The following is a 23,945-nucleotide window of genomic DNA, read 5'->3' on the forward strand; positions in this document are numbered from 1 at the left end:
CGTTATTGTTATTGACGTCGCTTCCTGCACCTTACCCGTAGGCCCGGTAAGCGTAGCGCCACCGGGCATCACAACATTGCCGGATGGCAGCGCTTGCGCTTTATCCGGCCTACAATTTCCCGTTTTTATTCGGGGGTTTAACCCTGTTTTGCCTCGGCAAAACACTGGGCGATAATGTCCAGCCCCTGGCGGATTTGCGCATCTTCAATGGTCAGCGGGACAAGAATGCGCAGCACGTTGTAGTAAGGTCCGCAGGAGAGCAGGATCAGTCCTTTATCGCGTGCACGCGCCACCACTTCCGCAGTCAGTTTGGCGTCTGGCTTCGTGTGGTCGCCGTTTTCAAACAGTTCGATAGCAATCATCGCGCCCAGCCCGCGTACGTCGCCAATCTCGCGATGAGTTTCCGCGATAGCCAGCAGGCCTTCGCGCAGGGTTTGTCCCAGCTCGTTGGCTTTTTGCAGCAGATTTTCCTGTTCGAAAATGTTCAGTACTGCCAGCGCGGCGGCACAGGCAATTGGGTTACCGGCATAGGTACCGCCCAGACCACCCGGTGGGATTGCGTCCATGACTTCGGCGCGTCCGGTCACGCCTGCCAGCGGGAAGCCTCCGGCGATGGATTTGGCGAAGGTGGTGAGATCGGGCGCAACGCCCATCTGCTCCATGGCAAACAGCGTACCGGTGCGGCCCGCACCGCTCTGTACTTCATCCGCAATCAGCATGATCCCGTGTTCGTCACAAATGGCGCGCAGCCGTTGCATAAAGGAAGGAGAGGCCGCGTAAAAGCCGCCTTCGCCCTGAACGGGTTCAATCACGATAGCGGCGACGTCTTCTGGCGCGGCATCGTTTTTGAAAATGCGGTGAATGCTGGCGATAGCATCGTCGTCACTGATGCCGTGCAGCGGGCAAGGATAAAGCGCGCGATACACGTGGCCCGGCATCAGCCCCATTCCGGCAGAGTATGGGTTAACTTTCCCGGTCAGTGACAAGGTGTAGTGGGTACGGCCGTGGTAAGCACCACTGAAGGCGATCGTACCGGTGCGTTTGGTGGCGGCGCGGGCGATTTTCACCGCGTTTTCCACCGCTTCAGAACCGGTCGTCACCAGCAGGGTTTTCTTGGCAAAATCACCCGGCACTTTCTTATTCATGATTTCGCACAGCTCCAGGTACGGCTCATAGGCCAGCACCTGGAAACAGGTATGAGACAGCTTTTTCAACTGCGCTTCTACCGCAGAGACGATCTGCGGATGCAGGTGACCGGTGTTCAGCACCGCAATACCGCCAGCAAAGTCGAGGAATTCACGGCCTTCAACGTCCCAAACCCGACAGTTTTCTGCCCGCTCGGCAAAAATAGGGTGGATCTGTCCTACGCCACGGGGAACGGCGTTGCTACGACGTTGCATTAGTTCTTTGTTGGTGCTCATCAGGTATTCTCCAGTATTTATTTTATTAAAGGCCGATGCACATATATTTGATTTCTAAGTAGTCTTCGATGCCGTATTTCGATCCTTCACGACCAAGACCGGAGGCTTTGATTCCACCAAACGGGGCGACTTCGTTGGAGATAATGCCGGTGTTAATCCCGACGATGCCGTATTCCAGCGCTTCGCCAACGCGGAAGACGCGGCTCAAATCACGGGCGTAGAAATAGGCGGCCAGACCAAACTCGGTGTCGTTGGCCTGAGCGATGACGTCAGCTTCGTCTTTAAAACGAAACAGCGGAGCCAGCGGGCCGAACGTTTCTTCTTTGGCGACCTTCGCGTTATCTGGCACATCCACCAGAATGGTGGGTTGGAAGAAGTTACCGCCGAGCGCGTGAGGTTTACCGCCCGCGATAATGCGTGCGCCTTTATCAAGGGCATCGGCGATGTGTTCCTGCACTTTGGCAACCGCTTTCTCGTCGATCAGCGGTCCGGTGGTGACGTCAGGTTGCAGACCATCGCCGAGATGCAGCTTGCTCACCGCCTGCTGGAGTTTTTCGGCAAAACGCTCATACACGCCGTCCTGCACGTACAGGCGATTGGCGCAGACGCAGGTTTGCCCGGCGTTACGGAACTTCGATGCCAGCGCACCTTCCACGGCTTTATCGAGATCGGCATCGTCAAAGACGATAAACGGCGCATTGCCGCCCAGCTCCAGCGATACCTTTTTGATGTCTTTGGCGCACTGCTGCATTAACTGACGGCCAATTTCGGTTGAGCCGGTAAATGACAGCTTGCGCACCAGCGGGTTGCCGGTCAGCTCGTTACCAACCGCGCTCGCAGAACCGGTCACCACGCTGAAAACGCCAGCCGGGATCCCGGCGCGATTAGCCAGTTCAGCCAGCGCCAGTGCGGAGTAGGGAGTCTGGCTGGCGGGTTTAAGCACCATCGTACAGCCCGCTGCCAGCGCCGGACCGGCTTTGCGGGTGATCATCGCCGCCGGGAAGTTCCACGGCGTAATCGCGGCAGTAACGCCGATCGGCTGCTTAATGACGATCAGACGCTTATCGGCCTGATGGCCAGGGATGGTATCGCCATAGATGCGTTTGCCCTCTTCGGCAAACCACTCAATAAATGACGCGGCATAGGTGATTTCGCCTTTGGCCTCCGCCAGCGGTTTACCCTGTTCCAGGGTCATCAGGCGGGCGAGATCGTCCTGATGCTCAATCATCAGGTTGAACCAGCGGCGCAGGATATTGGCTCGCTCTTTGGCAGTCAGCGCACGCCAGGCCGGCAGAGCGCGGTTAGCGGCGTTAATCGCTTCGCGGGTTTCATCTGCCCCCATTTTAGGTACGCTACCCAATTTCTGACCGTTGGCGGGATTGGTCACCTCGATGGTCTCGCCGCTGTTGGCGTCACGCCAGTTGCCGTCGATCAGTGCCTGCTGGCGAAATAAGGTTGGATCGTTAAGTTGCATGATTGCTTCCTGTCTTAATCGGTTTAACGGGTAAATGCGGCGTGTAATGTCTCCACGCTACGTGCCGCACGCAGCGTGCGTCCGGGATTACTCTGGTTCTCCAGCAGCGCATGAACTTTGCTGACAATATGTGCGCCGATAGGGATTGCCGACGTTGCCGCCGGAGAAGGAGCGTTACAGGTGTGAATTGAGCGTGGCGTGGTGACAAACAGAAAATCGTCGATAAGCTTGCCATCAGGTGACACCGCCTGTGCCCGCACGCCCGCAGGCCACGGTTGCAGATCCTTAAGCGTCAGGCTCGGACAGTACTTTTGTACCAGCCGCAGATAACCGCTTTTGCACAGCGAATTCTTCATTTCGCCAAGCCCTGAGCGCAGGTTGTTTTGCAGCACGCGGCGAATACCCGAAGAGCCGAGGATCTCCAGCGTATCGCTGAGCGAGAAGTCACGCTTACGGTAACCTTCGCGTTTAAATGCCAGTACTGCGTTGGGACCTACGGTGACGCTGCCGTCAATCATCCGGGTCAGATGAACGCCGAGAAACGGCATCGCCGGATCGGGGATGGGGTAGATCAGATGGTTGACTATCTGGTTATGTTCTGGCGCCAGGCGGAAATATTCGCCACGGAACGGGCAAATGATAAAGCCAGGTTCAACGCCGAGCATTTTCACCAGTCGGTCCGCCATCAGGCCAGAACAACTAATCAGCGTCGCACCTTCATATTCCTGGCCCTGACGGGTATGGACAATCACGCCCGCGGCATGCTCTTTCAGCGCGCTGACCTCGGCGTTGTAAATAATCTCACCGCCTTTGGCCTGGAAAATTTTCGCCATCGCGGCGGTGACTTCGCGGTAGCTGACGATCCCGCTCGACGGGACAAAAATGCCGCCCAGTCCGGTGATATTGGGTTCACGCTCGCGAAGCTCCTGCGAATTCAGCCATTCGCGCTCCAGACCGTTAGCGGCGGTGCGATCCCAAAGCGCGCGCATGCGCTCCATTTCCAGTGGGGAGGTGGCAACCAGCATTTTTCCGCAGACGTCGTAGCGGATGCCGTTTTGGTCGCAAAAGGCTTTTGTGGCGCGATTTCCGGCCAGGCAAAACTGAGCCTTCAGGCTGCCGGGGGTGTAATAGACCCCGGCATGAATGACGCCGCTGTTGTGGCCCGTCTGGTGGCAGGCCGGGCCGGACTCTTTTTCCAGTAGCGCGATTTTGGCGTCCGGATAGACATCAATCAGTTGCATGGCGGTCGACATGCCGATAATGCCGCCGCCAATAATCACAAAATCATACATCCGCTTTTCCTTCGCGCTTACTGATGGGTCTGGTAGTGGTTTGTCGCGTACGCAAAATAACCACGCTGGCGCATCAGTTCGCGGCGCAGGTCCGGGTGCGAAGTGAAACGATCGCGACCGTGCAGCCAGAACAGGTTGTTGATCAGCAGGAATTTACCCACTGAAACCGGAACGGAAATAATGCTCTTGCTGGTTTCCAGCGCATCGGACAGGTCACTCAGCCAGACGCCTTCTTCATAGTCTTTTGGCTGGACGAACTGGTCGATGTAGCGCATTACCGGGCGGCCCTGCTGGTCAACGTCAAACACCGGATGGAACACTTCCTGGCTGGCGTTTTTGCTTGGCGGAGCGGCAAAACGCATGGCGCGACGTGCCAGCGGATGGGTAAAGTACTGATCCAGATGTTCCCAGTCGTCGAGGTGTAGCAGCAGCGAGTTACCGCCGGTCATGTTCTGCTCGTCGATCTTCATCATCAGCACGTAATCGGTGATTTCTTCGAGGTAGGTTCCGTCGTTGTGCAACTCCATTACTCGGTGAGGCTGGCGCAGATAGCTGTCTGAGTTATCGACGTTTTTCACCACAAAACGTGCGTAATATTGACCGCTCATCGCATCAAAATTAGAGCGTCCGATTAGATGCGCTACCGCCGTTGCCAGCTTGACCATCTCTTCCGCCTGCGCCACGTCGTCTACGCCAACGGCATTGATCAGTAGTGCGCCTTCGGCACGATCGAGCAATGTTTTCAGCAGCAGGGGCTGTAACTGATTGCCGCACAGGTCGTCGAGGATCTTGCCCACTTTGAAGCGCAAGAAGGATTTGTATTCCAGCGCTTGAACCGGCCACTGCGCGACGGCCTGCAGAAATTGCTCAGTGGTTTCAGCGGAAAAAGTCAGCTCCAGCAGGCGTGGGGATTGGGCTGATGGTTTCAGCGTGAAACCGCTGTAGTGCTGGGCAGGATCTTCAGCATTCGGTTTTACGGCAGTCAGTGCGTTCATCAAATCGTTCCTCTCAGTAGATTGTCAGGGAGATATGGCGCAGCTCGTTTCGTAGCCATAAATTAAAAATATCTACATTTTTGAAAAACGCGCACAGAATGAGCTTGTTTGTTTATTATTTGTGATCAAAAACAACAATTTTTTAACATTGTAAACGATGTGGATATCACGGAGTGAGGCGGGAAGGCAAGCTATCAGGCATCATACAAGCAGAGTTTTTGTCTATCTAACTTTTTGGTAATTAATGAATTTTTTGAGTGGTGCCACGTGTTCCACGTGGCCAATTAGTCTTTTTCTTCTTCAGATTTATGGCGACTGCTTTGATTGCTCAGTTGCGCTATTGGCAGAGACCGAATACGACTGTGAATACTCTGCGTAGAAGGGGTAGATGGTAATAATATCGTCGCTAATACTCTGTAACTGACGCAGTTTAACTGAGAAGTAACTTAATGAAGTTTTATTCGCGTTGCAGGCATCTTTGCGTTTCTTCCCGACGACCAGGAAATCTTTTAGTGCTGCAATATTATTCCTGCTGTTGATGCGAGCGATTTTAATTAAAACATTGAAATGTTCTTCGCTGAGGCTTCCATTTGACAAAGAACGATAGCTACGTGGACGGCAGTGTGACTGAGAAGGATGGCGCTGTGACATAAAAGGATCCATGGCTTTGGTTTCAAAAGTTCATTTTTTGCCATAGAAAATCATAAAATTTAATAATTTGTAATAACTCTAATTTAATCTAAAATCCGTAAAAATCAATAATCTAATTTTATATAAATTTATATAAAAAATGATATATATAACGAGTTCATTATTGTGAACCATGAGCGAATGATTAAGTGTTTATCGATCCTGGAGGGCGATGTATAGAGTAGGTTTTCAGGTGCTTTTATGAAATTTTGCGGTAGTGACTATTTTTCTTTGGTTGATGAAACATATTGTTACATTTTAACTTGGGTTATGGATTATTCTTTGTTTAGCGATTAATTTTATTAAATTTATATAACTTTTATTTGTAATAACGATACGTGCATTTTTATATTACAATTAGTTAACTATTTTATTAACAATTTGCTGTCTATTTGTTAGGGTGAATAACAAAAAAAATAGCCACTTTTTTTCCATGTTTACACTTGGTCTTATTTTACTATCATAATACAAAGTTAAATGTGGCTGGGATAGATGGATGATTAAATGAAGTATACTTTATCAGCAAAGATATTCATTAGTGCTCTGGCTGTAAGCACAGTTTTTATCGCATGCTTGCTTTCCTGGATTGTCTCTTTGTAAATGTGGGGTGAAAAAATGAGCTCTAGTGAAGAAATTGATTTATTAGATTTTATAAAGTATGCCTTTAATAAATATCTACTAATATCATTTATCGTGTTTTTCTGTATTGTAATAGGTGGCGTGTTTTGTTACATCAATAACGATAAGGTGACGTTAACACTTGATATTACACCGAAAGTTTACTCGCCATTTTTTTACACTTCATGCAACGATGATGTTGAATGCCGTAATGAAATATTCAAAACATTATTGGTGTCCAGAGTTGATAGTCGCTTTAGTGTCAATGAAAATAAAAAAAGTAATACCCTGAATCTGAAAGCCTTGGTTTCCACGAATGAAGCAAATGAAATTGAGAACTCACTGCTCTCTCTTAACGCCGCACTCAATGCATGGTATGCAGATGATGTTGACAACGTGTTGCAGGAGTTGAATGCGCGGCACGCTGATAATAAATCAACAGAGACACTATCGCGTGCCTATCTAATCGCAGTGGCAACGAAACGTTATTTGGATAAGGGCGATATTGTTATTATATCAGATCCGGTAGTGGTAGCACGATACAATACTACTATGGTTCTTTTACTGTCAGCGTTTGTAGGCCTTATTTTTTCTTTGTTATTGTTGATGTTAAGCTACCATAACCGTCAAGAAGAAAATAAATGTATAAATTGTCAGTTTAATATCAAGTAAACTGCTCCACTTACGTAATTGCGCCCCTGATGATTTGCATCGATGAGGGGCGTTAAAATATTCATTAACGTATAGTGGAGAGGAACATAAAAAATAGTAGAATGATTTTCTCAAGTATCTACTTTAAAAGCTAGCTATGACATTTTTGAATTCATGAAGATGATTCAATTTTAAATAGTTTAGACCTGCTTTCCTGTGCGCATACAATGTTGGTGGTGTACGTCCAGTCTTTTCTGCAATCTCTTTAATCTCAACACCTATAAATGAGAGCCATAATGCTTCCCATTGATATTTTGTAAGCCCCAATATGCCGTTAGTATAGTGAGGATGACGGGAGCGAAGATAAGTACTTCTTTCAATGGAATCTTTTAAATCCGCAATCGGCGTTCTGATGTCATAGGCCCTCAGTCCAGTCATATCGACAAAACGTCTTTCATTCGCATTTTTTTGATCATATAACAAAATGCCTTTCCAGCCGTAGTTGTTGGAAATCTTACGCGTCATATCGAGCATTTTTATACGTTGTTTAAGGGTACTACCCGTGGTTACTAGCAACATGATGCCGATGCTTGCTGATGGATAGCAAAACGCAGGCGAAAGGTCTGATTCATTTATCCATGTGAAATCCACCAGGTTTTGGATGGCTAACTTCAGATAGCTATTAGCCGATATGCACACGATCTTAATATTATTACTCATTTTATATGAATTAGGTAAGTTAATTAATATTTGCACAATACCAAGGGTACATCTGTACGACGGAGCGACTAATGCGTTGCAATTGCCTGAGTTTAATTGACAGACAACTCTGTGAGACGCCGCTGATAAGACAAGCTTCATTTCGTTTTAATCCATTAACTAAATGAAGTTCGAGTGCGTATATGATCTTTTCACTATATATACTGGATATATCAATAAGTAAATGGAAATGGGTTTTATCTACCATTCCTGGTGTTAGGGTCCCTGGCGCTGGAATAGAAGAGTAATGTTCTGCAAAGCCATCCTTAATGTTCATTTCTTCCTCATGGCGCAAAATGATAACTATTCGCTTGAAAGGTTCATTGATGAACTCTTCTTTAATAATAGCTTTAACATTGATTTAGTAAATAGCTCACTGTTTTATATTTGACATTTTTGCGGGCTGATTTAATTCAGGAGTTACAAAAAAAACCAATAAAATCAATTGTGAAGGTGTTTTTTTGCTAATTATAACATTATGTGTTTTGATGAATTTGGCGATAATGCTCCTGGTATTTATTAAATAATGATAAAGGTTTAATCAATATAATAGAAAATTGATGTTTATTAAATGTTAAATTTATTAAAAATAATATAATTTGAATGAAAGTATAATAATTACCAAGTGGACTAAAATGTGCATCTATCTAACATAGGAAATGTGCAATGTATTGCCAGGCAACCGACTGGTGCAAATTAACTCTTTTGTGTGATGAAAGCATAAGTACTTATGGTAACTGGATGTGTAAGCCATACGAGTATAACTTTTTTAAAAATCACGAAGTCACCTACGTTAATTTTTTTAGGAGGATTACTTGCTATTATGAAAATTATAATTTTTTTTGTGTGTAGTAACAATGTCGACACAAAATAGTGAATTTTATGTCAATAATAAATTTTATACATCTGGCTGATGAGTAATTTAATTTGCTTAGAAAACATATGGTTGCATTATGACTAATCAACTGTATTTGCAATGGAAAGATAAATAATATAAAAATGCCAGAAATATTCATCACCTGGATAAGTATGAACAAAAAAACGTATAGATTTAGTAATGGATGGATTGTTGGTTTTTATATTATATTAATTGTCTTATATTTGGGGGTGGGGTTATGTCTTTCGCAATTTAAAATAAGTGTAAAAAACGTCCCGCAAACAACATACTTAATCGTCATTGTGGGACTGTTGTTTCTCTATGCAATAATGTTTTTGTTTATGCTGTTTCAATATCTATGTCGAAAAGAGTTATCCTATGTCTTTATTCTGGGTATAGCATTTATTAGTTGTGATATCTATTTTATTGAAACTATCTATATTGTGCAGGCGCTGATTAATGATAGTGTTTCAATCGAACAGAGAACCAATGACATTGCTATCTTTTACTACTTTCGGCAATTGAGTTTTATCATTACGTTGTGTATCGGCATTAAAGCATATAGAAACGATACGATTGTCATTGAGGATAAACAAAAGAAGCCGATACTGGAGATGATAACGGTCATCGTTGTGGTCGCAATAGGTATTCTTGCTCACAATTTATCAAGTTATAATCCTGATGTCGTGATAGATATCACCTGCTTAAAAGACGATCTGGTGACGTTGCATTGGGAATTAAGATACATTTATTCGTTAATTGCAGGTTGGGCCATAGCTTTAGTATACCTTACGTTGAAAACCCGATTGAACAATGCGTTGTGGGTCAGTATCGCTCTGATGTGCTGCTCGGCGATATTAACCAATTTACTACTTATCAGTCTTGATGAGTACAGTATGTATATCTGGTACGTCAGTCGCGGACTTGAAATAATAAGCGCATTATGCGTAATCTCAATTTTAATGTTTAATACTTTCCTGCTGCTAAAAAGAGAAACGGAATCCTCTATGAGAGATGTACTAACCAAAATTTATAATCGTAAGCTGTTCTATAAAACACTTAACTCTGCCATGCTACGTGGAAATGTTTGTGTGTTGATGCTTGATGTTGATAAATTTAAGAGGATTAACGACACTTATGGACATCAGGAGGGAGATAAGGTGATTGTCTCCATCGTTTATATCATTAATAAATCGATTCGTGACTCCGATGTTTTTGCTCGGGTGGGGGGAGAGGAGTTTGGCATTTTATTGAAATGCAATGATAAACAGGAGGCTATGGTGGTGGCTGAGCGGATTCGACAAAATGTAGAAAAACTCACGTTACCGCCAAATGTATTTGGTATTAAAGAACAGATGACCATAAGTATCGGGGTTTATTTTAGTTCTCCGAAAGATGAATCGGGTGATAAAGTCGTTTCCTATGCTGATGCTGCACTTTACGCCGCAAAAAATGCAGGCAGAAATAAAGTGATGTATTACTGCGGTCCCCACGAGCTAACGTGTCCGTGCGTACAGTCATAACCAGCAGTATGTTAGCCGGCCAACAACGCCATCGCGTAGTTGGCCGGCAATATTGACTAACCTGCACCTACCTGCGGTTTGCTGTTGCGTTTACGGATCATGCGCAGCACCGGCGGGACCACGATAACCAGTACCGCCATCACCAGCAGCACTTTCGCCACGCCGCTGGCCCACAGAATATCCATACTACCGTTACTGATAGACAACGCCCGGCGCAGGTTCTGCTCCAGCATTTCCCCGAGGACGAAGCCTAAAATTAACGGCGACATTGGGAAGTGCATTTTTCGCAATATGTAGCCCAGAACGCCGAGGGCGACCATCAACACCAAATCGAAGGTGGTACTGTGGACGGCGTACACGCCTACCGCGGAGACTGCCGCGATAGCCGGTACCAAAAACCACAGCGGGATAGTCAGCATGCGGGTAAACAGACCGATCAGCGGAATGTTCATCACCAGCAGCATTACGTTAGCAATCAGCAACGCCGCAATCAGCCCCCAAACGATATCCGGCTGCTCGGTAAACATGGCCGGACCCGGAGTGATGTTGTACAGCGTCAGCGCGCCCATCATCACCGCCGTGGTACCGGAGCCCGGCACGCCGAGCGTCAGCATCGGAATAAAAGAGCCGCAGGCCGAGGCATTGTTGGCGGCTTCTGGTGCCGCAACGCCGCGAATATCCCCCTTGCCAAAGCTGTCGCTGTTGCCGCTGAGCTTTTTCTCTGTCATGTAGGTGATGGCACTGGCAATGGTAGCGCCAGCGCCAGGCAGAACGCCGACGAAAAAGCCAATTACTGATGAACGCAGGGTGGCCCCTACGCACTGTGCACCTTCTTTGGCGTTGAACAACATGCGGCCCGTTTTACGCACCAGCGTTTGGCCACTGCTGGTATGTTCCAGCATTAACAATATTTCAGAGACAGAGAACAGACCAATCACCACCACGATAAACTGCACACCGTCGGAGAGATGGACACTGTCAAAAGTAAAGCGATAAACCCCGGTGTTGGCGTCTACGCCGACGGTCGCAAGTCCGAGACCGATAAGCGCTGCCAGAAATGATTTCAGCGGATTTTGCGCCATCATGCTGCCGAGACAGGCAATGGCGAAAACCATTAAGGCAAAGTATTCCGCCGGACCGAAGGCCAGCGACCATTGGGCTAACGCCGGGGCAAACAAAATGATGCCGCCGATGGCGATAAGCGAACCAAAGAAAGAGCTGACCGCCGAGATAGAGAGCGCCACTCCGCCGCGTCCTTGCTGCGCCATCGGGTAACCATCCAGAGCGGTCATAATCGCCGCCGCATCGCCGGGAACATTCAGCAGGATAGAGGAGATGCGCCCGCCATATTCACAGCCAATGTAGACCGTAGCCAGCAGGATCAGCGCGGATTCTGCGGGCAGATGCAAAGCAAAGGCCAGCGGCAGCAGGATCGCCACGCCGTTGATCGGCCCAAGGCCGGGCAGCAAACCCACAATGGTACCGACAAAACAGCCAATCAAGGCGATGACCAGGTTTTCCGGCGTCATTGCCACCGCGAAACCCTGAGAAAGATAAATCCAGGTATCCATCGTTTCTCCGTTAACCCAGCCAGGCGCCGAGTGGTAAGGTGACGTCAAGCAGTCGGTCAAAGGCATACCACAGCAGAATGCCGAGCACCGCGCCGGAAATACCCGCAGCCGGGATAGTTGCGCCAAACAGCATGCCAATCACCACGGTGAGAATGGCGGTGGCGATGGGAAAACCGAGCCACTCAAAACCCCAGGCGTACATCAACAGAACAATTACCATCGTCAGCAGCTTTTGCAGCACGTGGCGACGGGGCCAACTGATGGTGTCCGGATGGCGCAACAGCAGCGCCACGGCACAGACCAACATCAGACTGATAATGCCAAGCGGGAAGGGACGCGGCCCTACGGGTTCATAGCTGTATTCGCTGCTGATTTGCCAGGCCACGAACAGCCCGGCTATGCAGAGCAACAGCCAGATACCTGCAAAAATACGATCGCTCATCATCTTTGCCTCTGCGTTTACTTCGCCAGACCGAAGGCTTTCGCCTGCTCACGATAATCCGTGACCTGCTTTTTCACGTAGTCGTCGAGCTGTTTGCCGCTCATGTTGAACTCAAACAGACCGCGCAGATCGCGCTGCTTTTTAAACTCATCGGTCTGCTGGAGTTTGTTAAAGGCATCAACCCACCACTGATACTCGGCGTCGCTGACTTTTGGCCCAACGTAGAAGCCACGAATGATAGGCCACACGAGGTCATAACCCTGCTCTTTGGCGGTTGGCACGTTGGCTAACTGTCCCGGCAGGCGTTCATCAGAGAACACCGCGAGCACGCGGATTTTGTCGCCGCTGAGGTAAGGCACCATCTCACTGAGATCGCCGGAAACCACCTGCACGTGATTGCCCATCAGTGCGGTAACCGGTTCGCCACCGCCTTCAAAGGCCACATAGCGCATCTTGTGCGGATCGACATTGGCTTTTTGCGCCAGTAGCGCCGACTTCATCCAGTCCTGGCTACCGATAGAGGCGCCTGCGCCAATGACCACGCTGTTAGGGTCTTTCTCCATTGCCGTCAGCAGATCTTTCAGCGTTTTCCACGGTGAGTCCTGGCGTACGGCAATCATGCCGTAGTCGGTGCCGACACTTGCCAGCCAGCGGACATCATCCACGCCGTAGCGACCAAACTTGCCCTGTGACAGGTTCAGCAGTGAGCCGCCGGAGAAGGCCACTACGGTTCCCGCTTCAGCCGGGCGTTGAGCGACGATCGCGTTATAGGCCACGGCACCAACGCCGCCGGGCATGTAGGTTACGCGCATCGGTTTTTCGATAGCGCCGGTTTCCATCATGCTCACCTGAATCAACTTACAGGTGAGATCGAAACCGCCGCCGGGTTTAGCAGGGGCGATACATTCAGTGCGCGAAGGCGCTTGTTCCGCCAGTACAGAGGTACTCATCAATAAAATGCTTGCAGTAAGGGTACGAAGTAACTGTTTTTTCATTGTTTATCCTCACGCCGGAAAACCGGATTTTCGGGTACGGAAGAAGATTTTTGTGATTATGTGAGCCGATGTGTAGCAGTTCGGTTGCGTGATTGTTAAAACATTAACCTTTCAATTCCCTTTCAATGCGGCAGAAACTTTACAGGATGTGATATGCGTCTCTTATTAGCGGAAGATAACCGTGAGTTAGCTCACTGGCTGGAGAAAGCGCTGGTACAAAACGGTTTTGCCGTTGACTGCGTTTTTGATGGCCTGGCGGCCGACCATCTTTTACATAGCGAAACGTATGCGCTGGCGGTGCTGGACATCAATATGCCCGGTCTGGATGGTCTGGAAGTCGTTCAGCGGCTGCGCAAACGCGGGCAGACGCTCCCTGTCCTGCTGCTGACGGCGCGTAGCGCGGTGGCCGATAGGGTGAAAGGGTTGAACGTCGGAGCCGATGATTATCTGGCAAAGCCGTTTGAAATCGAGGAGCTGGATGCCCGGCTGCGGGCCTTGCTGCGTCGCAGTGCGGGACAGGTGCAAGGCATACAGCAACTGGGGGAGTTGGCGTTTCACGATGAAGGCTATTTTCTGTTGCAGGGGCAGCCGTTGGCGCTCACGCCGCGTGAACAGGCGCTGTTGACGGTGCTGATGTACCGTCGGTTGCGACCGGTTTCACGTCAGCAGTTGTTTGAACAGGTCTTCAGCCTGAGTGATGAGGTGAGTCCCGAAAGCATTGAGTTATATATCCATCGCTTGCGTAAAAAGCTACAGGGAAGCGATGTGCGTATTGCTACGCTGCGCGGTCTGGGCTATGTGCTGGAGCTTCGCGATGAAGTGGGTTAAACCCCAATCGTTATACCTGCAACTGCTGATGTTTCTGGGCCTGCCGCTAATGTTGCTGTGGGGACTGTCGGCATTTAACAGCTACGTTAGCGCATTACAGGCGGCGACCCAGGCGTATGACCGCACGTTGCTTTCATCCGCCAGGACCGTCTCTGAGCGGCTGGTGGTGCGCAATAAACAGCTGGAAGTGAACGTGCCATGGGTGGTGCTGGACAGCTTCGAACTGAATATGAATGACCGACTGTACTACAAAGTGGTTGATCCGGCGGGGAAGGTTATCTCTGGTTATGACGATTTACCGGCGCTGCCGCCAACTACCTCGCGCACGCGGCTTTATCCGGCGCTGGCATGGTTTTATCACACTGAATATCGCGGTGAGGCAATCCGCGTGGCGCGTCTGCTGCAGCCCGTCAACGAAGGCGGCATTGTCGGCATGGCGGAGATTTATGTTGCCGAAACGCTGCAATCGCGGCGTTATCTGGCGCGACAACTGCTGTTTTCCTCGTGGGTTTCGCAAGGGCTGCTGGTACTACTGACTCTGGTGCTGGTTGGCTGGCTGCTGCGCCGGGTGTTACGCCCGATGCGCCAGCTGTCATCCCTGATGGTGCGTCGTGAGCCAGGCCTGCTGACGCCGCTGCCGGAGCTGCTGCCATGGTCGGAAACCCGTCTGCTGATTGTGGCATTCAACCGTTATTTGGACCGACTTCGCGGTCTGATCTCTCGCCAGGAGCGCTTCAGCGCGGATGCTTCCCATCAGCTTAAAACGCCGTTGGCGGTACTGAAAACTCAGGCATCGGTGGCCCTCGCCAGCGCCGAGCCGCGGCAATGGTATGAGAGTTTACAAGCCATGAGTAGCACGCTGGAGAGCACCATTCAACTGACGGAGAGGCTGTTGCAGCTGTCTGCGGTGAAGCGCAAAGAGCAGGGGGAAAGGCATTTCTCGCCGGTTAATCTGTATGAGGTGGTGCAAAGCAGCTGTTTTACCCGACTGGCGCAGGCGCGTAGTAAAGGGATCGATCTGGGCTATGAAGGGGAACAGGACGCGGTGTGGGTCGAGGGAGATGAAGTGCTGCTCGGCGAACTGAGCGGAAATCTGCTGGATAACGCACTGAAATATACACCGCCGCATGGCGTGGTGACTGCCCGATTGCTGCGAGAAGGAGAGGCGGTGGTGCTGGTGGTTGAAGATAGCGGGCCGGGCATAGATGAGCAGATGGTTCATCAGGCTCTGCTACCGTTTCATCGTCTTGATAACGTAGGCAATGTCCCTGGCGCCGGGATCGGCCTGGCGCTGGTCAATGATATTGCTCGTCTGCATCGAACGCATCCTCAGTTAACGCGTAATGAGGCATTGGGTGGGTTGAGGGTTCGGGTGCGCTTTTTAAGCGTAGCGAGCTGAATTATCTTTTTGATGATGCGAACGGTATTAATATAATTAAAAGTAATTAATTGTATTGTTATTGTAATTTTAAATTTCACCGAGAGGCCGTGAATTATATTTTACTTGCTGTATTTAACAGCAATTCTGCGACAATTTAGCGTCAATTAAACTAAACTTTTGCGTTATTTATCATACATAAATTACTTTTTCATAGACCAAGAATTGTTACCTGTCAATAGCAAGAGTGTTGTTAAAAGTCATCTTTTTTGCTTAGTTGGCTAAAACTTTTCTTGATTCAATCCTCATCAAAATCATATAGATATGATTGTGCTTGGGATGTTTATCACAGTAAGAGACATTATTTTTTACATTTAATGACAATGTGCCATTGCGTTTTTTAGACTTGTGATATAATTAGCAACATAAATGAGAAAAAAACAATTAAAGATCAATAAATAATGGGCTGAGATATGCTTAAAAAATCGCTAAAGATTAGCAGCCAGGGATATCCAGTCTTTTTAAAACTGGTCGATTTCATTGTAATCAATGCGACGTTGGTTTTTAGCGCCCATCTGTTAGGTCTGGCGCCATTTAACACCATTGCCATTTTGAGTCTTCTCTTCTCGGTCTTTTTCTTGCTGTTTGCTGAATACATTAAAATGTACCAGCAAAAGATTAAGACGATCGGTTTGCGTAATCAAAAACGGTTGGTTTTTTGTACGTTACTGGCGATTTTTTTTAACGAACTGGTCAGTATGACGGTGGCTGAACCTGAGTCACTGGGCTACTTAGACAGACTGCCTTCCCCTTTTTATTCAGCCATTATTTACTGGTACTTCATTCCATTACCTTTTCTTTACTACATTCGCTTTTTTATTTTTAAGTATTCAACGAAAAAGAGTATACGCGTGGCGATTATTGGTCTGACGGACAATGGTCTGGCTGCAGAAAACGCGCTAATGAATGAATATGCCAATATCACATTAGATCTGGCTTTTTATGATGAGCGCGCCTTATCCCGCAGCGGCGATATCGTAGATAAGGTGAAAAGCCCCTTCCGTGGTCCGGTGATCAATCTGGTCGAGGAAGCCAAGAAGGGAAACATAGACGAAATCTATATTGCTTTACCGATGGTTGCTTTACATCGCATTCGTCACTTTTTGGCCATGATGTCAGACACCACCGTAGATACCTATATTGTCCCTGACTTTTATACCTACAGTAACAACATGTCCAAGTTACGCTCCATCCATAACCTGCAAACTATCGGTATCTTTAGTTCACCGTTTGAAGGGGCGGGCTCGTTTATTAAGCGGGCGGAAGATCTGGTTCTTGGCAGTATCATTATGGTGATGATTTCCTCCCTGATGCTGGCGATTGCCATTGGTATCAAACTCACGTCCCGTGGGCCGGTTTTTTTCAAACAGGATCGCTATGGCTTGAGTGGGCAAAAAATTAAGGTCTGGAAGTTTCGTTCTATGCGCGTCATGGAGAATTCCGATACGGTTATTCAGGCCACTAAAAACGATCCGCGGGTAACCAAATTCGGGAGCTTTTTACGTCGCACTTCGCTGGATGAACTTCCGCAATTTATTAACGTTTTGCAGGGAAGTATGTCGATTGTCGGTCCCAGGCCTCATGCGGTTACGCATAATGAGCAGTACCGCAAACAGGTCGAAAATTACATGATTCGCCATAAAGTTAAGCCAGGGATCACTGGGCTTGCGCAGATCAACGGGTTCCGCGGGGAAATCGATGCGCTTTATAAGATGGAAAAAAGGGTTCAGTACGATATTGAGTACATTCAAAACTGGTCGTTATGGCTGGATATAAAAATTATTATTAAAACTATTTTCAAAGGATTTGTCGGTAAGAATGCATACTAAATTACTCGTTATTACCGGAATCGTGATATCGCAGTCCGCATGGGCTGATTTAACACCGAAATCACACATTGGCTTTGCGGGGATAGACTTCCAGGGCAAGGTCGCTGTGGACTATGGTTATAATGATAACGTGTCTTATCAGCCACATAGCAGCGATGCTATCGGTTCCTCGTTTCAGAGTGCGGCGCCCGTTCTGAGTATGATTGGAGAGCGTGGCCAGGATAAGTATTTGCTGATGTACTCCGGAGATTATCGTAACTACTCAAGCGATTCCGCTGATAACTACAACGATCATTTTTTTCGTTTTAACGGTGCCTGGCGGTATGGGCTCAAGCATGGCTTAACCCTCAATCTGGAGGATTCGCTTGGGCATGAATCCCGCGGCCGTGGTATCACTGAGGGGTTTTTACCGAGCCAGTTTGAACAGTATGGGATTAAATCTCCGCTGACGACGAATTTTATCAATAGTGAATTGCGCTACAGCTACGGTGCACCTGATGGTCGCGGCAAAGCGGAACTGGCGTTGTTATACAAAAAACTGACTTTCGGTAACACTTCTGATGTTCAGGACAGTAGTGAAGACTTCTACAATTATATTCAGGAACAGGAATGGCATGAAAATAGCCTGATAGCGGAAGTTTTTGACCAATACTCATCCAGAACGCGCTTTCGCTATAGCTTTATTACTAACCAACGTCGCTATGATAACAACTCAGAGAAAGACACTAATGAGTATTATTTGCTGTATGGCCTGAAGTCGCAGTTGACGGGGAAAACCAATGTCGACATGAATATTTCATGGCTGTATAAAACATTTGAAAACAACGCAAACTCGCATGATTTTAATGGTCTAAACTGGGACATAAAAGCGGAGTGGAAGCCGTTACAGCAGTCTGTTTTCACGGCCCACTCTGCGCAAAGCATTAAAGACCCGTCGGAAGTTGGGGGATATATTCTGGTGACTCAGTATGGCCTTTCTTACCAGCATTTCTGGTTAGGCACTCGTTTTTCTACTTTATTGGACTACTCATTCACTTCGGAAGACTATAAAAAACAGAACAAGGATCGACATGATAAAGATGGCGTGTTTAGTGTCACCATGAGCTATGACTACACACCATCTGTTAATTTTGAGATTAAATATCAGATAGATACATTAAATTCGAATAAGGATACTGACTCGTTTTATATCGGTCCCAACGACAATCAGGAAGTCATTAGAACGTTGGGTTATGATAATTCTATGATTATGCTTAAAGCTAAGGTTCAGATCTAAAATGAAAATAATAGAACTGTGCGCGGTTTTGCTATTCAGTATCCTGATGGTCGGATGCACAACGTCCAGCCCGCGATTAATGGACGATCCTGCTACTGTTCAGCAGGATTACCGACTTGGGGCAGGGGATACTGTCAATATCGCTGTTCATGGTCAACCCGATATGACGATGCGATTTATTTTGGATAAGAGTGGGGAGATCAATTTCCCGTTTGTTGGCGCTCTTAAATTAAAAGATAAAACTGTCGATCAAGTGACCAATGAATTAACTCAACGCCTGACCGGAGATTATTTTACAACTCCGATGGTGACGGTGAGTATTGCCGAGTTCCGTAAATATTATGTTTCTGGCGAGGTGAAAAGTCCGAATGGCTTCGCCTATGAGCCAGGGCTTACCGTCGAGAAATCTATTGCGCAGGCGGGTGGATTTACAGATCGTGCTGACCGAAAAGATATCAACATTCGCCTGTCAGGGAGCAATCAGCTGCTTGAGAATGTCGATTTAACGCACTCTGTTCATCCTGGGGATGTCGTGATTATTGGCATGGGGTTCTTCTGACGATGAAACTATCAATAGTGGAAAACGGCAAAAAACGAGAAAGCAGTGTCGAATTCTCCCGCTTTGCTAAAGAGCTGAAAAAGAACGCCTGGAAAATTGCGCTGGCCGGTATTGTTGCCGGGGTTGTCGCGTATCCGTTAATCAGCATGATGTCCTCAAAGTATGTTTCAACGGCGACGGTGCTGATTAAGGCGCAGGCTGATAATGTTTCTCCGTTTCCACAGGTTGATGGTTTCGATTCAACGCGCAGTGGTTACTACGAAACACAATATGCGTTGATGCATTCACGTATCGTGCTGGAGCAAGCCGTACGTGATATGAAGCTGGATGAAAACCCGGAATTTACCGGGGAAAAAGCCAGTGCTCAGGGGGCCGATAGCAATGAAAGTCGGCAACTGAGAATGGAGCAAGCGCTGAAAACGCTGTCGAAAAATCTGAATGTCATTGGTATTCGTACGACGAACCTGGCGTCTATTACCTATGAATCAACGTCCCCTCAGGAAGCGGCTGACATTGCGAATGGCGTCGCGCAGGCTTTCATCAACTACACGGTGGAGCAAAAACGCCTGAAGATGGAGAAAGCTCGCGAACTGAATTTTGAAAAAATGGAAGAGATTCAGAAATCGATAGCCAGGCAAAAAGACGAGATGGACAGCTATCTGAAAAATGCCGGGCTGCTGACCTTCCGCGGAATCGATGGTTTTGAAACCGAGCAGTTAAGTATCGTAACCAATCGCCTGGCCGATGCAACCCAGCGTCGGGTTGCCGCTGAATCCGTCTATAACGAGGTGAACGGGGGAGGTAAGTCCATTGAGAGCGTTATCTCGCTGCCTTCGGTCTCTAACCACGCTCAGATCCAGGATTTGCGCATTGCGTTGATTCAGGCGCAACGAACGTTGTCCGAACAGCGTAAAGTCTATGGGCCAAAAAATCCCGCCATTTTAAAAGCAGAGGCTGATGTTCAGTCGATCCAAAGCCAGACTGGACGGGTATTGGGTGAGCTGAAGGTCGGTTTACGTCAGCAATATCTGGCAGCGCTGGCGGACGAAAAAAACTATCAACAGCAGGTGGCTGAGCAGAAAGAGATCTTCCAGAAAATGGCGTCAAAACGGGATATCTGGAACAGTCAAAAGCTGTCGTTAGATAAAATGGAAGACCTGTATAAATCGCTTTATCAACGTACTCAGGAGCTGTCGCTGTCCGGCGTGAATGCCGATGCGGTGTTATACGACCCTGCGGTACCCGCGTTAAAACCGGCGAAACCGAATAAATCACTGCTGTTGGTGATGGTGGTTATGCTGGTGGTCGTGTTCAGCATCATGTATTTCATTGTCAAAGCGGCAATGGATAACTCAATCGATACCCTCAGTCGCATGAAAAAACGGCTCAATGTTGTTCCGCTGGGTGAAATTCGTCGTTTTAGCGGAACCTCTGGGCGCGCGCAGGTGCGGGACATGATCATGAAGAACCCGCTGAATGCCGATATTGTGCACGGTATCCGTACCCGGATTATGCTGGATAATCGACCTTTACAGGCGCTTGCCGTGGCGTCAACGGAGCACAGCGATGGGCGTTCTTTGTTGGCGAATCTGTTAGCTAACTCTTTTAGTTTCGACCAGAAAACACTGCTTATTGATGCGGATTTTTTTAACACTGGTGGGCTCACATCCGAGCTGGCGTCAGCTACATCCGCAGGCTTAGCGGAGCTGCTGCGCGGGGAGACAGAGCTTGAACAGGCGCGGATCAAACTCAGTGATAATCTCGACTTTATTCCACACGGCAAGAGCACAATCTCATCTTTACTGATGCTGTCTTCGGAGCATGTTGAACGCTTAATGCGCGAGTTGAAATCGCATTATCAGCGCATCATTATTGATGTTGCTGCTGTGAATCAGAGTCAGGATGTTCAACTGATCAAACGTGCCGTCGATGGGGTTGTTTTCATTGTGAAAGCCGGGGCGGGGTCGGCGGGACAAATCGCCAACGCACTGGATAAGATCGAGGAAAATAACGGCGTGGTGATTGGTGCGGTGCTCAATGCAGTTGAAGAAAAGGATCTTGAGACGCAAGAGGGTCTGCGTTCACTGAACTTCAGTACCGATCAACTGATGGCAACGCCAGGCCGCGTATGAGTCTACTGAAGAGCGCTTCCACGATAGCCGGTTCATCAGTCATCTCGCAGTTGATTGGTGCACTGTCTATTTGGTTGATTTCACACAAGTACGATATGGCTGAAGTGGGGCTTTATGCGCTCAATTACAGCATCGCCGTGGTGGGCGCTCAGGTGTGTACCTTTGCATCACAGCTGCTAATTCCTAAACAGCAGGATGACGAACTGGTGCAGAATGTCGTGTTTTGCTTAATACAAAGCACGATCATTGCCTTACCTTACGCCGCTCTCACCGCGTGGCTGTTTCACCAGAACATCCTGTTTCTCTATTTGCTGACGCTGGCAACGGCGTGGGTTCTCATCTCGGAAAACCTGTCTCTACGCACGGCTAACTTTCGTTTTCTGATCTTCCAGCGCATTTCTGTTTCTGTGGTCGTTGTGCTTTCCGTACTTCTTACGCACCATGTGCAATTGTTTTATTGGTCGTGGGCCTGCGCGACGATGGTGCTGACCATAAGCTGTATTTTGCATTCGTTTGATATTCGTTCGGTGGCGGCCAGACATTTGAGACCCGCCAGTAATTGGCATTTTTTCAAACAGAATATTCATCACATAACCAAAGTGGGCAGTGCGGAAGTGCTGGCGATGGCCAGCAGCAATTTGCCGATTATGCTGATTAACTTTTGGTTCTCGGCGCTGACTGCGGGTTATTTTTCCGTGGTTAGCCGCTTTTGCCTGGCGCCGGTGGTGATCATCGGCAACGCGGTACGCAATACTATTTTTTCCAAGTGGTCCATCGACTTCAGAAATAATACCTTTAACTATCAGGAGTATACCAGGGTACGTATGCTATTGCTGGTACTAGGGGTTATCTGTACTCTTGGGGTTTTTATTTTCTATCCGATTGTGATGCGACTCGGTTTTAGCGAAGACTGGATAAACTCCATTGAGACGTCGCGCTACATGCTGCCCTATTTATTCCCTGCGCTGGCGATAAGCCCTCTGACGGTAATAGAGCTTATTTTTGGTTCTCATCGCTATTTTCTGCGTATCCAACTGGAACAGCTGGCGATTGTACTATTCGCTTTTGTCGTGACGCCCTATTTTTATAAAGATTATGCAACGTCGGTCATCTTGTTTTCTTCACTGACATTTATTCGCTACGCCTTCATTTATCTGAAAATGAATAAGCGGGCCAATCTCCTGAAAGACAAGCCGGTGATACTATGACGCTGAATACCGGATACTATTTACAGGTTTATACCTTTGTCACGTTGATCCTCTGTGGCCTGGTGCAATACTTTACCGGCATGCAGTCAGTGCTGTGGATACCTTTTTTCCTCACCTTATTGATGGTGGGATTATTGGTTATGCAGACGCGTGATGGCTCGCTGCAACTGGATGCGCAGGAGACGATTGTCCTGGCGTTGTATTTCTCGTTCCTGGTACTGGCTGGAACATCGACGTTGATTCAGGGCGGGATCACCGTTGCGATTGTGGCATTTAAAAACGAAATTGCATTGTCGCTGGTGATGATCTGTTTGCTGCTGGGATTTTGCCGGGAATCGCAGATTTATCGGGCAACGCGCTATCTGTATTGGGTGTTTTACGCGCAGATCCCGGTAATGATTTATCAGGTTTTACTGGTCGTTCCCCAGCGCGTCGCGGTGCGTGGTGAAGATGAGAAATGGGACTCTGTGGTTGGCACGTTTGGCGGAGACCCCATGGGGGGCGGTAACACTGCCGCAATGGGCCTGTTTTGCCTGTTAATTATGTTGTTAAAAGTCTCTGAGTATAAGCATGGGCTGACCACGTTTAAATCCATGGCGTTGCACATTGTTCTGGGGATCGGACTATGTATCATTGGTGAAGTGAAGTTCGTCATCCTGCTATCGCCTATATTCCTGGCGTGGGTGTGGCTCTCACCGAGCTACGTCAAAGACGTTAGTAAGGTCAATCTGAAGACGTTGTTGGTTATTGTGGCGGGAATGCTGTTGCTTATTAGCCTGTCGATTGTGATCCTCGCGTATTATTATTCTTCCGCGTTTGGCGGCGATCCGTCGAAAAGCTCGTTAAGTATTTTTATCGACTCATTAAGCTATATTTTTGATCCGAACTACATTATGTCTACCGGGGAGTTAGGGCGCTTTACGACGTTCTTGTTCTGGTTGAAAAATAACGATCTGTGGGGGCTTTCCGGAACGTTATTTGGTTACGGGCTCAACGCCACTAACAGCGGGAGTACTGTGTCGCCGGGCTTTTTGAATATCATCTATAACTTAATTCTCGACTCAACTTCCCTGAGTATGCTGCTGTGGGAAGTGGGGGTGATCGGCACATTACTCTTTATTAGCTTATTCATTTATATCCTTAAGGTCTGTCAGCCAAAGCCATTACTGACGCTTGAACAACTGGACCAGCAGGATCTCCAGTTATTGAGCTTTGCACCGGCGTTTAACGCTTTTGCTATCAGTTGCTTAATTAGCTTACCTTACAGCCAGATACTGATGATTACACCGATGTTACAATTCCTGTTCTATTTATCACTAGGATCAAGTTTAGTGATTCGTCGAACCGTCCTTCGCTGTGTAGGGTAA

At 48.0% G+C, this 23,945-nt stretch carries 20 protein-coding genes; 10 read left to right on the forward strand and 10 right to left on the reverse strand.

What is annotated here, in order from left to right:
• Positions 1 to 137: 137 nt before the first annotated feature.
• The 5 genes from gabT to OGY83_RS21330 all read right to left on the reverse strand — a co-directional run bounded on the left by gabT (position 138) and on the right by OGY83_RS21330 (position 5,833).
• Entirely contained in the window at positions 138 to 1,421 is a 1,284-nt protein-coding gene (gene gabT / locus OGY83_RS21310; protein ID WP_123268099.1) for a 4-aminobutyrate--2-oxoglutarate transaminase, read from the reverse strand.
• Positions 1,422 to 1,446: 25 nt separating this feature from the next.
• On the reverse strand, positions 1,447 to 2,895 hold the full coding sequence (gabD, locus tag OGY83_RS21315) for an NADP-dependent succinate-semialdehyde dehydrogenase (RefSeq protein WP_191214054.1): 1,449 nt from the start codon (positions 2,893 to 2,895) through the stop codon (positions 1,447 to 1,449).
• 23 nt (positions 2,896 to 2,918) lie between these two features.
• On the reverse strand, positions 2,919 to 4,187 hold the full coding sequence (gene lhgD, locus OGY83_RS21320) for an L-2-hydroxyglutarate dehydrogenase (RefSeq protein ID WP_286636855.1): 1,269 nt from the start codon (positions 4,185 to 4,187) through the stop codon (positions 2,919 to 2,921).
• Between the two features lie 17 nt (positions 4,188 to 4,204).
• Positions 4,205 to 5,182 carry a glutarate dioxygenase GlaH gene (glaH, locus tag OGY83_RS21325; RefSeq protein ID WP_191234820.1) on the reverse strand — a complete coding sequence of 326 codons (978 nt, stop codon included), beginning with the start codon at positions 5,180 to 5,182 and terminating at the stop codon, positions 4,205 to 4,207.
• 306 nt (positions 5,183 to 5,488) lie between these two features.
• On the reverse strand, positions 5,489 to 5,833 hold the full coding sequence (locus tag OGY83_RS21330) for a PapB/FocB family fimbrial expression transcriptional regulator (protein ID WP_044713312.1): 345 nt from the start codon (positions 5,831 to 5,833) through the stop codon (positions 5,489 to 5,491).
• Positions 5,834 to 6,487: 654 nt separating this feature from the next.
• On the opposite strand from OGY83_RS21330, the gene OGY83_RS21335 reads away from it, so the two are divergent.
• Complete coding sequence (locus OGY83_RS21335; RefSeq protein ID WP_286636856.1) at positions 6,488 to 7,162, forward strand: hypothetical protein; 675 nt, start codon at positions 6,488 to 6,490, stop codon at positions 7,160 to 7,162.
• Positions 7,163 to 7,285: 123 nt separating this feature from the next.
• On the opposite strand, the gene OGY83_RS21340 is transcribed toward OGY83_RS21335, so the two are convergent.
• On the reverse strand, positions 7,286 to 7,861 hold the full coding sequence (locus OGY83_RS21340; RefSeq protein WP_191214058.1) for a hypothetical protein: 576 nt from the start codon (positions 7,859 to 7,861) through the stop codon (positions 7,286 to 7,288).
• Positions 7,862 to 7,880: 19 nt separating this feature from the next.
• Entirely contained in the window at positions 7,881 to 8,177 is a 297-nt protein-coding gene (locus OGY83_RS21345) for a PapB/FocB family fimbrial expression transcriptional regulator (RefSeq protein WP_353622054.1), read from the reverse strand.
• Between the two features lie 752 nt (positions 8,178 to 8,929).
• On the opposite strand from OGY83_RS21345, the gene OGY83_RS21350 reads away from it, so the two are divergent.
• Positions 8,930 to 10,300 carry a sensor domain-containing diguanylate cyclase gene (locus OGY83_RS21350; RefSeq protein WP_286636857.1) on the forward strand — a complete coding sequence of 457 codons (1,371 nt, stop codon included), beginning with the start codon at positions 8,930 to 8,932 and terminating at the stop codon, positions 10,298 to 10,300.
• A gap of 56 nt (positions 10,301 to 10,356) precedes the next feature.
• Here the strand turns inward: OGY83_RS21350 and OGY83_RS21355 are convergent, their stop codons facing one another.
• From OGY83_RS21355 to OGY83_RS21365, 3 genes are read right to left on the reverse strand one after another with little or no spacing between them, the layout of a single operon-like run.
• The gene (locus OGY83_RS21355; RefSeq protein WP_286636858.1) at positions 10,357 to 11,871 is read right to left on the reverse strand and encodes a tripartite tricarboxylate transporter permease; all 1,515 of its coding nucleotides are present in this window, start codon (positions 11,869 to 11,871) and stop codon (positions 10,357 to 10,359) included.
• 10 nt (positions 11,872 to 11,881) lie between these two features.
• Positions 11,882 to 12,316, reverse strand: a complete 435-nt coding sequence (locus OGY83_RS21360) for a tripartite tricarboxylate transporter TctB family protein (RefSeq protein ID WP_008321484.1) — start codon at positions 12,314 to 12,316, stop codon at positions 11,882 to 11,884.
• Between the two features lie 14 nt (positions 12,317 to 12,330).
• Positions 12,331 to 13,308: a Bug family tripartite tricarboxylate transporter substrate binding protein gene (locus tag OGY83_RS21365; RefSeq protein ID WP_003826029.1), complete on the reverse strand. Its 978-nt coding sequence runs from the start codon at positions 13,306 to 13,308 to the stop codon at positions 12,331 to 12,333.
• 153 nt (positions 13,309 to 13,461) lie between these two features.
• On the opposite strand from OGY83_RS21365, the gene tctD reads away from it, so the two are divergent.
• The 8 genes from tctD to OGY83_RS21405 all read left to right on the forward strand — a co-directional run bounded on the left by tctD (position 13,462) and on the right by OGY83_RS21405 (position 23,945).
• The gene (gene tctD, locus OGY83_RS21370; protein WP_191214060.1) at positions 13,462 to 14,136 is read left to right on the forward strand and encodes a transcriptional regulator TctD; all 675 of its coding nucleotides are present in this window, start codon (positions 13,462 to 13,464) and stop codon (positions 14,134 to 14,136) included.
• On the forward strand, positions 14,123 to 15,535 hold the full coding sequence (locus tag OGY83_RS21375) for a sensor histidine kinase (protein WP_286636859.1): 1,413 nt from the start codon (positions 14,123 to 14,125) through the stop codon (positions 15,533 to 15,535). The genes tctD and OGY83_RS21375 overlap by 14 nt, the downstream gene beginning before the upstream one ends.
• A 452-nt stretch (positions 15,536 to 15,987) precedes the next feature.
• The gene (locus tag OGY83_RS21380; RefSeq protein WP_286636860.1) at positions 15,988 to 17,403 is read left to right on the forward strand and encodes an undecaprenyl-phosphate glucose phosphotransferase; all 1,416 of its coding nucleotides are present in this window, start codon (positions 15,988 to 15,990) and stop codon (positions 17,401 to 17,403) included.
• Positions 17,393 to 18,679 carry an outer membrane beta-barrel protein gene (locus tag OGY83_RS21385; RefSeq protein WP_079934237.1) on the forward strand — a complete coding sequence of 429 codons (1,287 nt, stop codon included), beginning with the start codon at positions 17,393 to 17,395 and terminating at the stop codon, positions 18,677 to 18,679. The genes OGY83_RS21380 and OGY83_RS21385 overlap by 11 nt, the downstream gene beginning before the upstream one ends.
• Position 18,680: 1 nt before the next feature.
• Positions 18,681 to 19,238 (forward strand): polysaccharide biosynthesis/export family protein, encoded by a 558-nt coding sequence (locus tag OGY83_RS21390; protein ID WP_079939272.1) that lies wholly within the window; start codon positions 18,681 to 18,683, stop codon positions 19,236 to 19,238.
• A 2-nt stretch (positions 19,239 to 19,240) separates the two neighbouring features.
• Positions 19,241 to 21,370, forward strand: coding sequence for a GumC family protein (locus OGY83_RS21395; protein ID WP_286636861.1), 2,130 nt, complete (start codon positions 19,241 to 19,243; stop codon positions 21,368 to 21,370).
• Positions 21,367 to 22,578: a lipopolysaccharide biosynthesis protein gene (locus tag OGY83_RS21400; protein WP_079939270.1), complete on the forward strand. Its 1,212-nt coding sequence runs from the start codon at positions 21,367 to 21,369 to the stop codon at positions 22,576 to 22,578. The genes OGY83_RS21395 and OGY83_RS21400 overlap by 4 nt, the downstream gene beginning before the upstream one ends.
• Entirely contained in the window at positions 22,575 to 23,945 is a 1,371-nt protein-coding gene (locus tag OGY83_RS21405; RefSeq protein WP_123268117.1) for a capsular biosynthesis protein, read from the forward strand. The genes OGY83_RS21400 and OGY83_RS21405 overlap by 4 nt, the downstream gene beginning before the upstream one ends.

This window comes from Citrobacter sp. Cpo090 (genome assembly GCF_030332665.1).
GTDB lineage: Bacteria > Pseudomonadota > Gammaproteobacteria > Enterobacterales > Enterobacteriaceae > Citrobacter > Citrobacter portucalensis.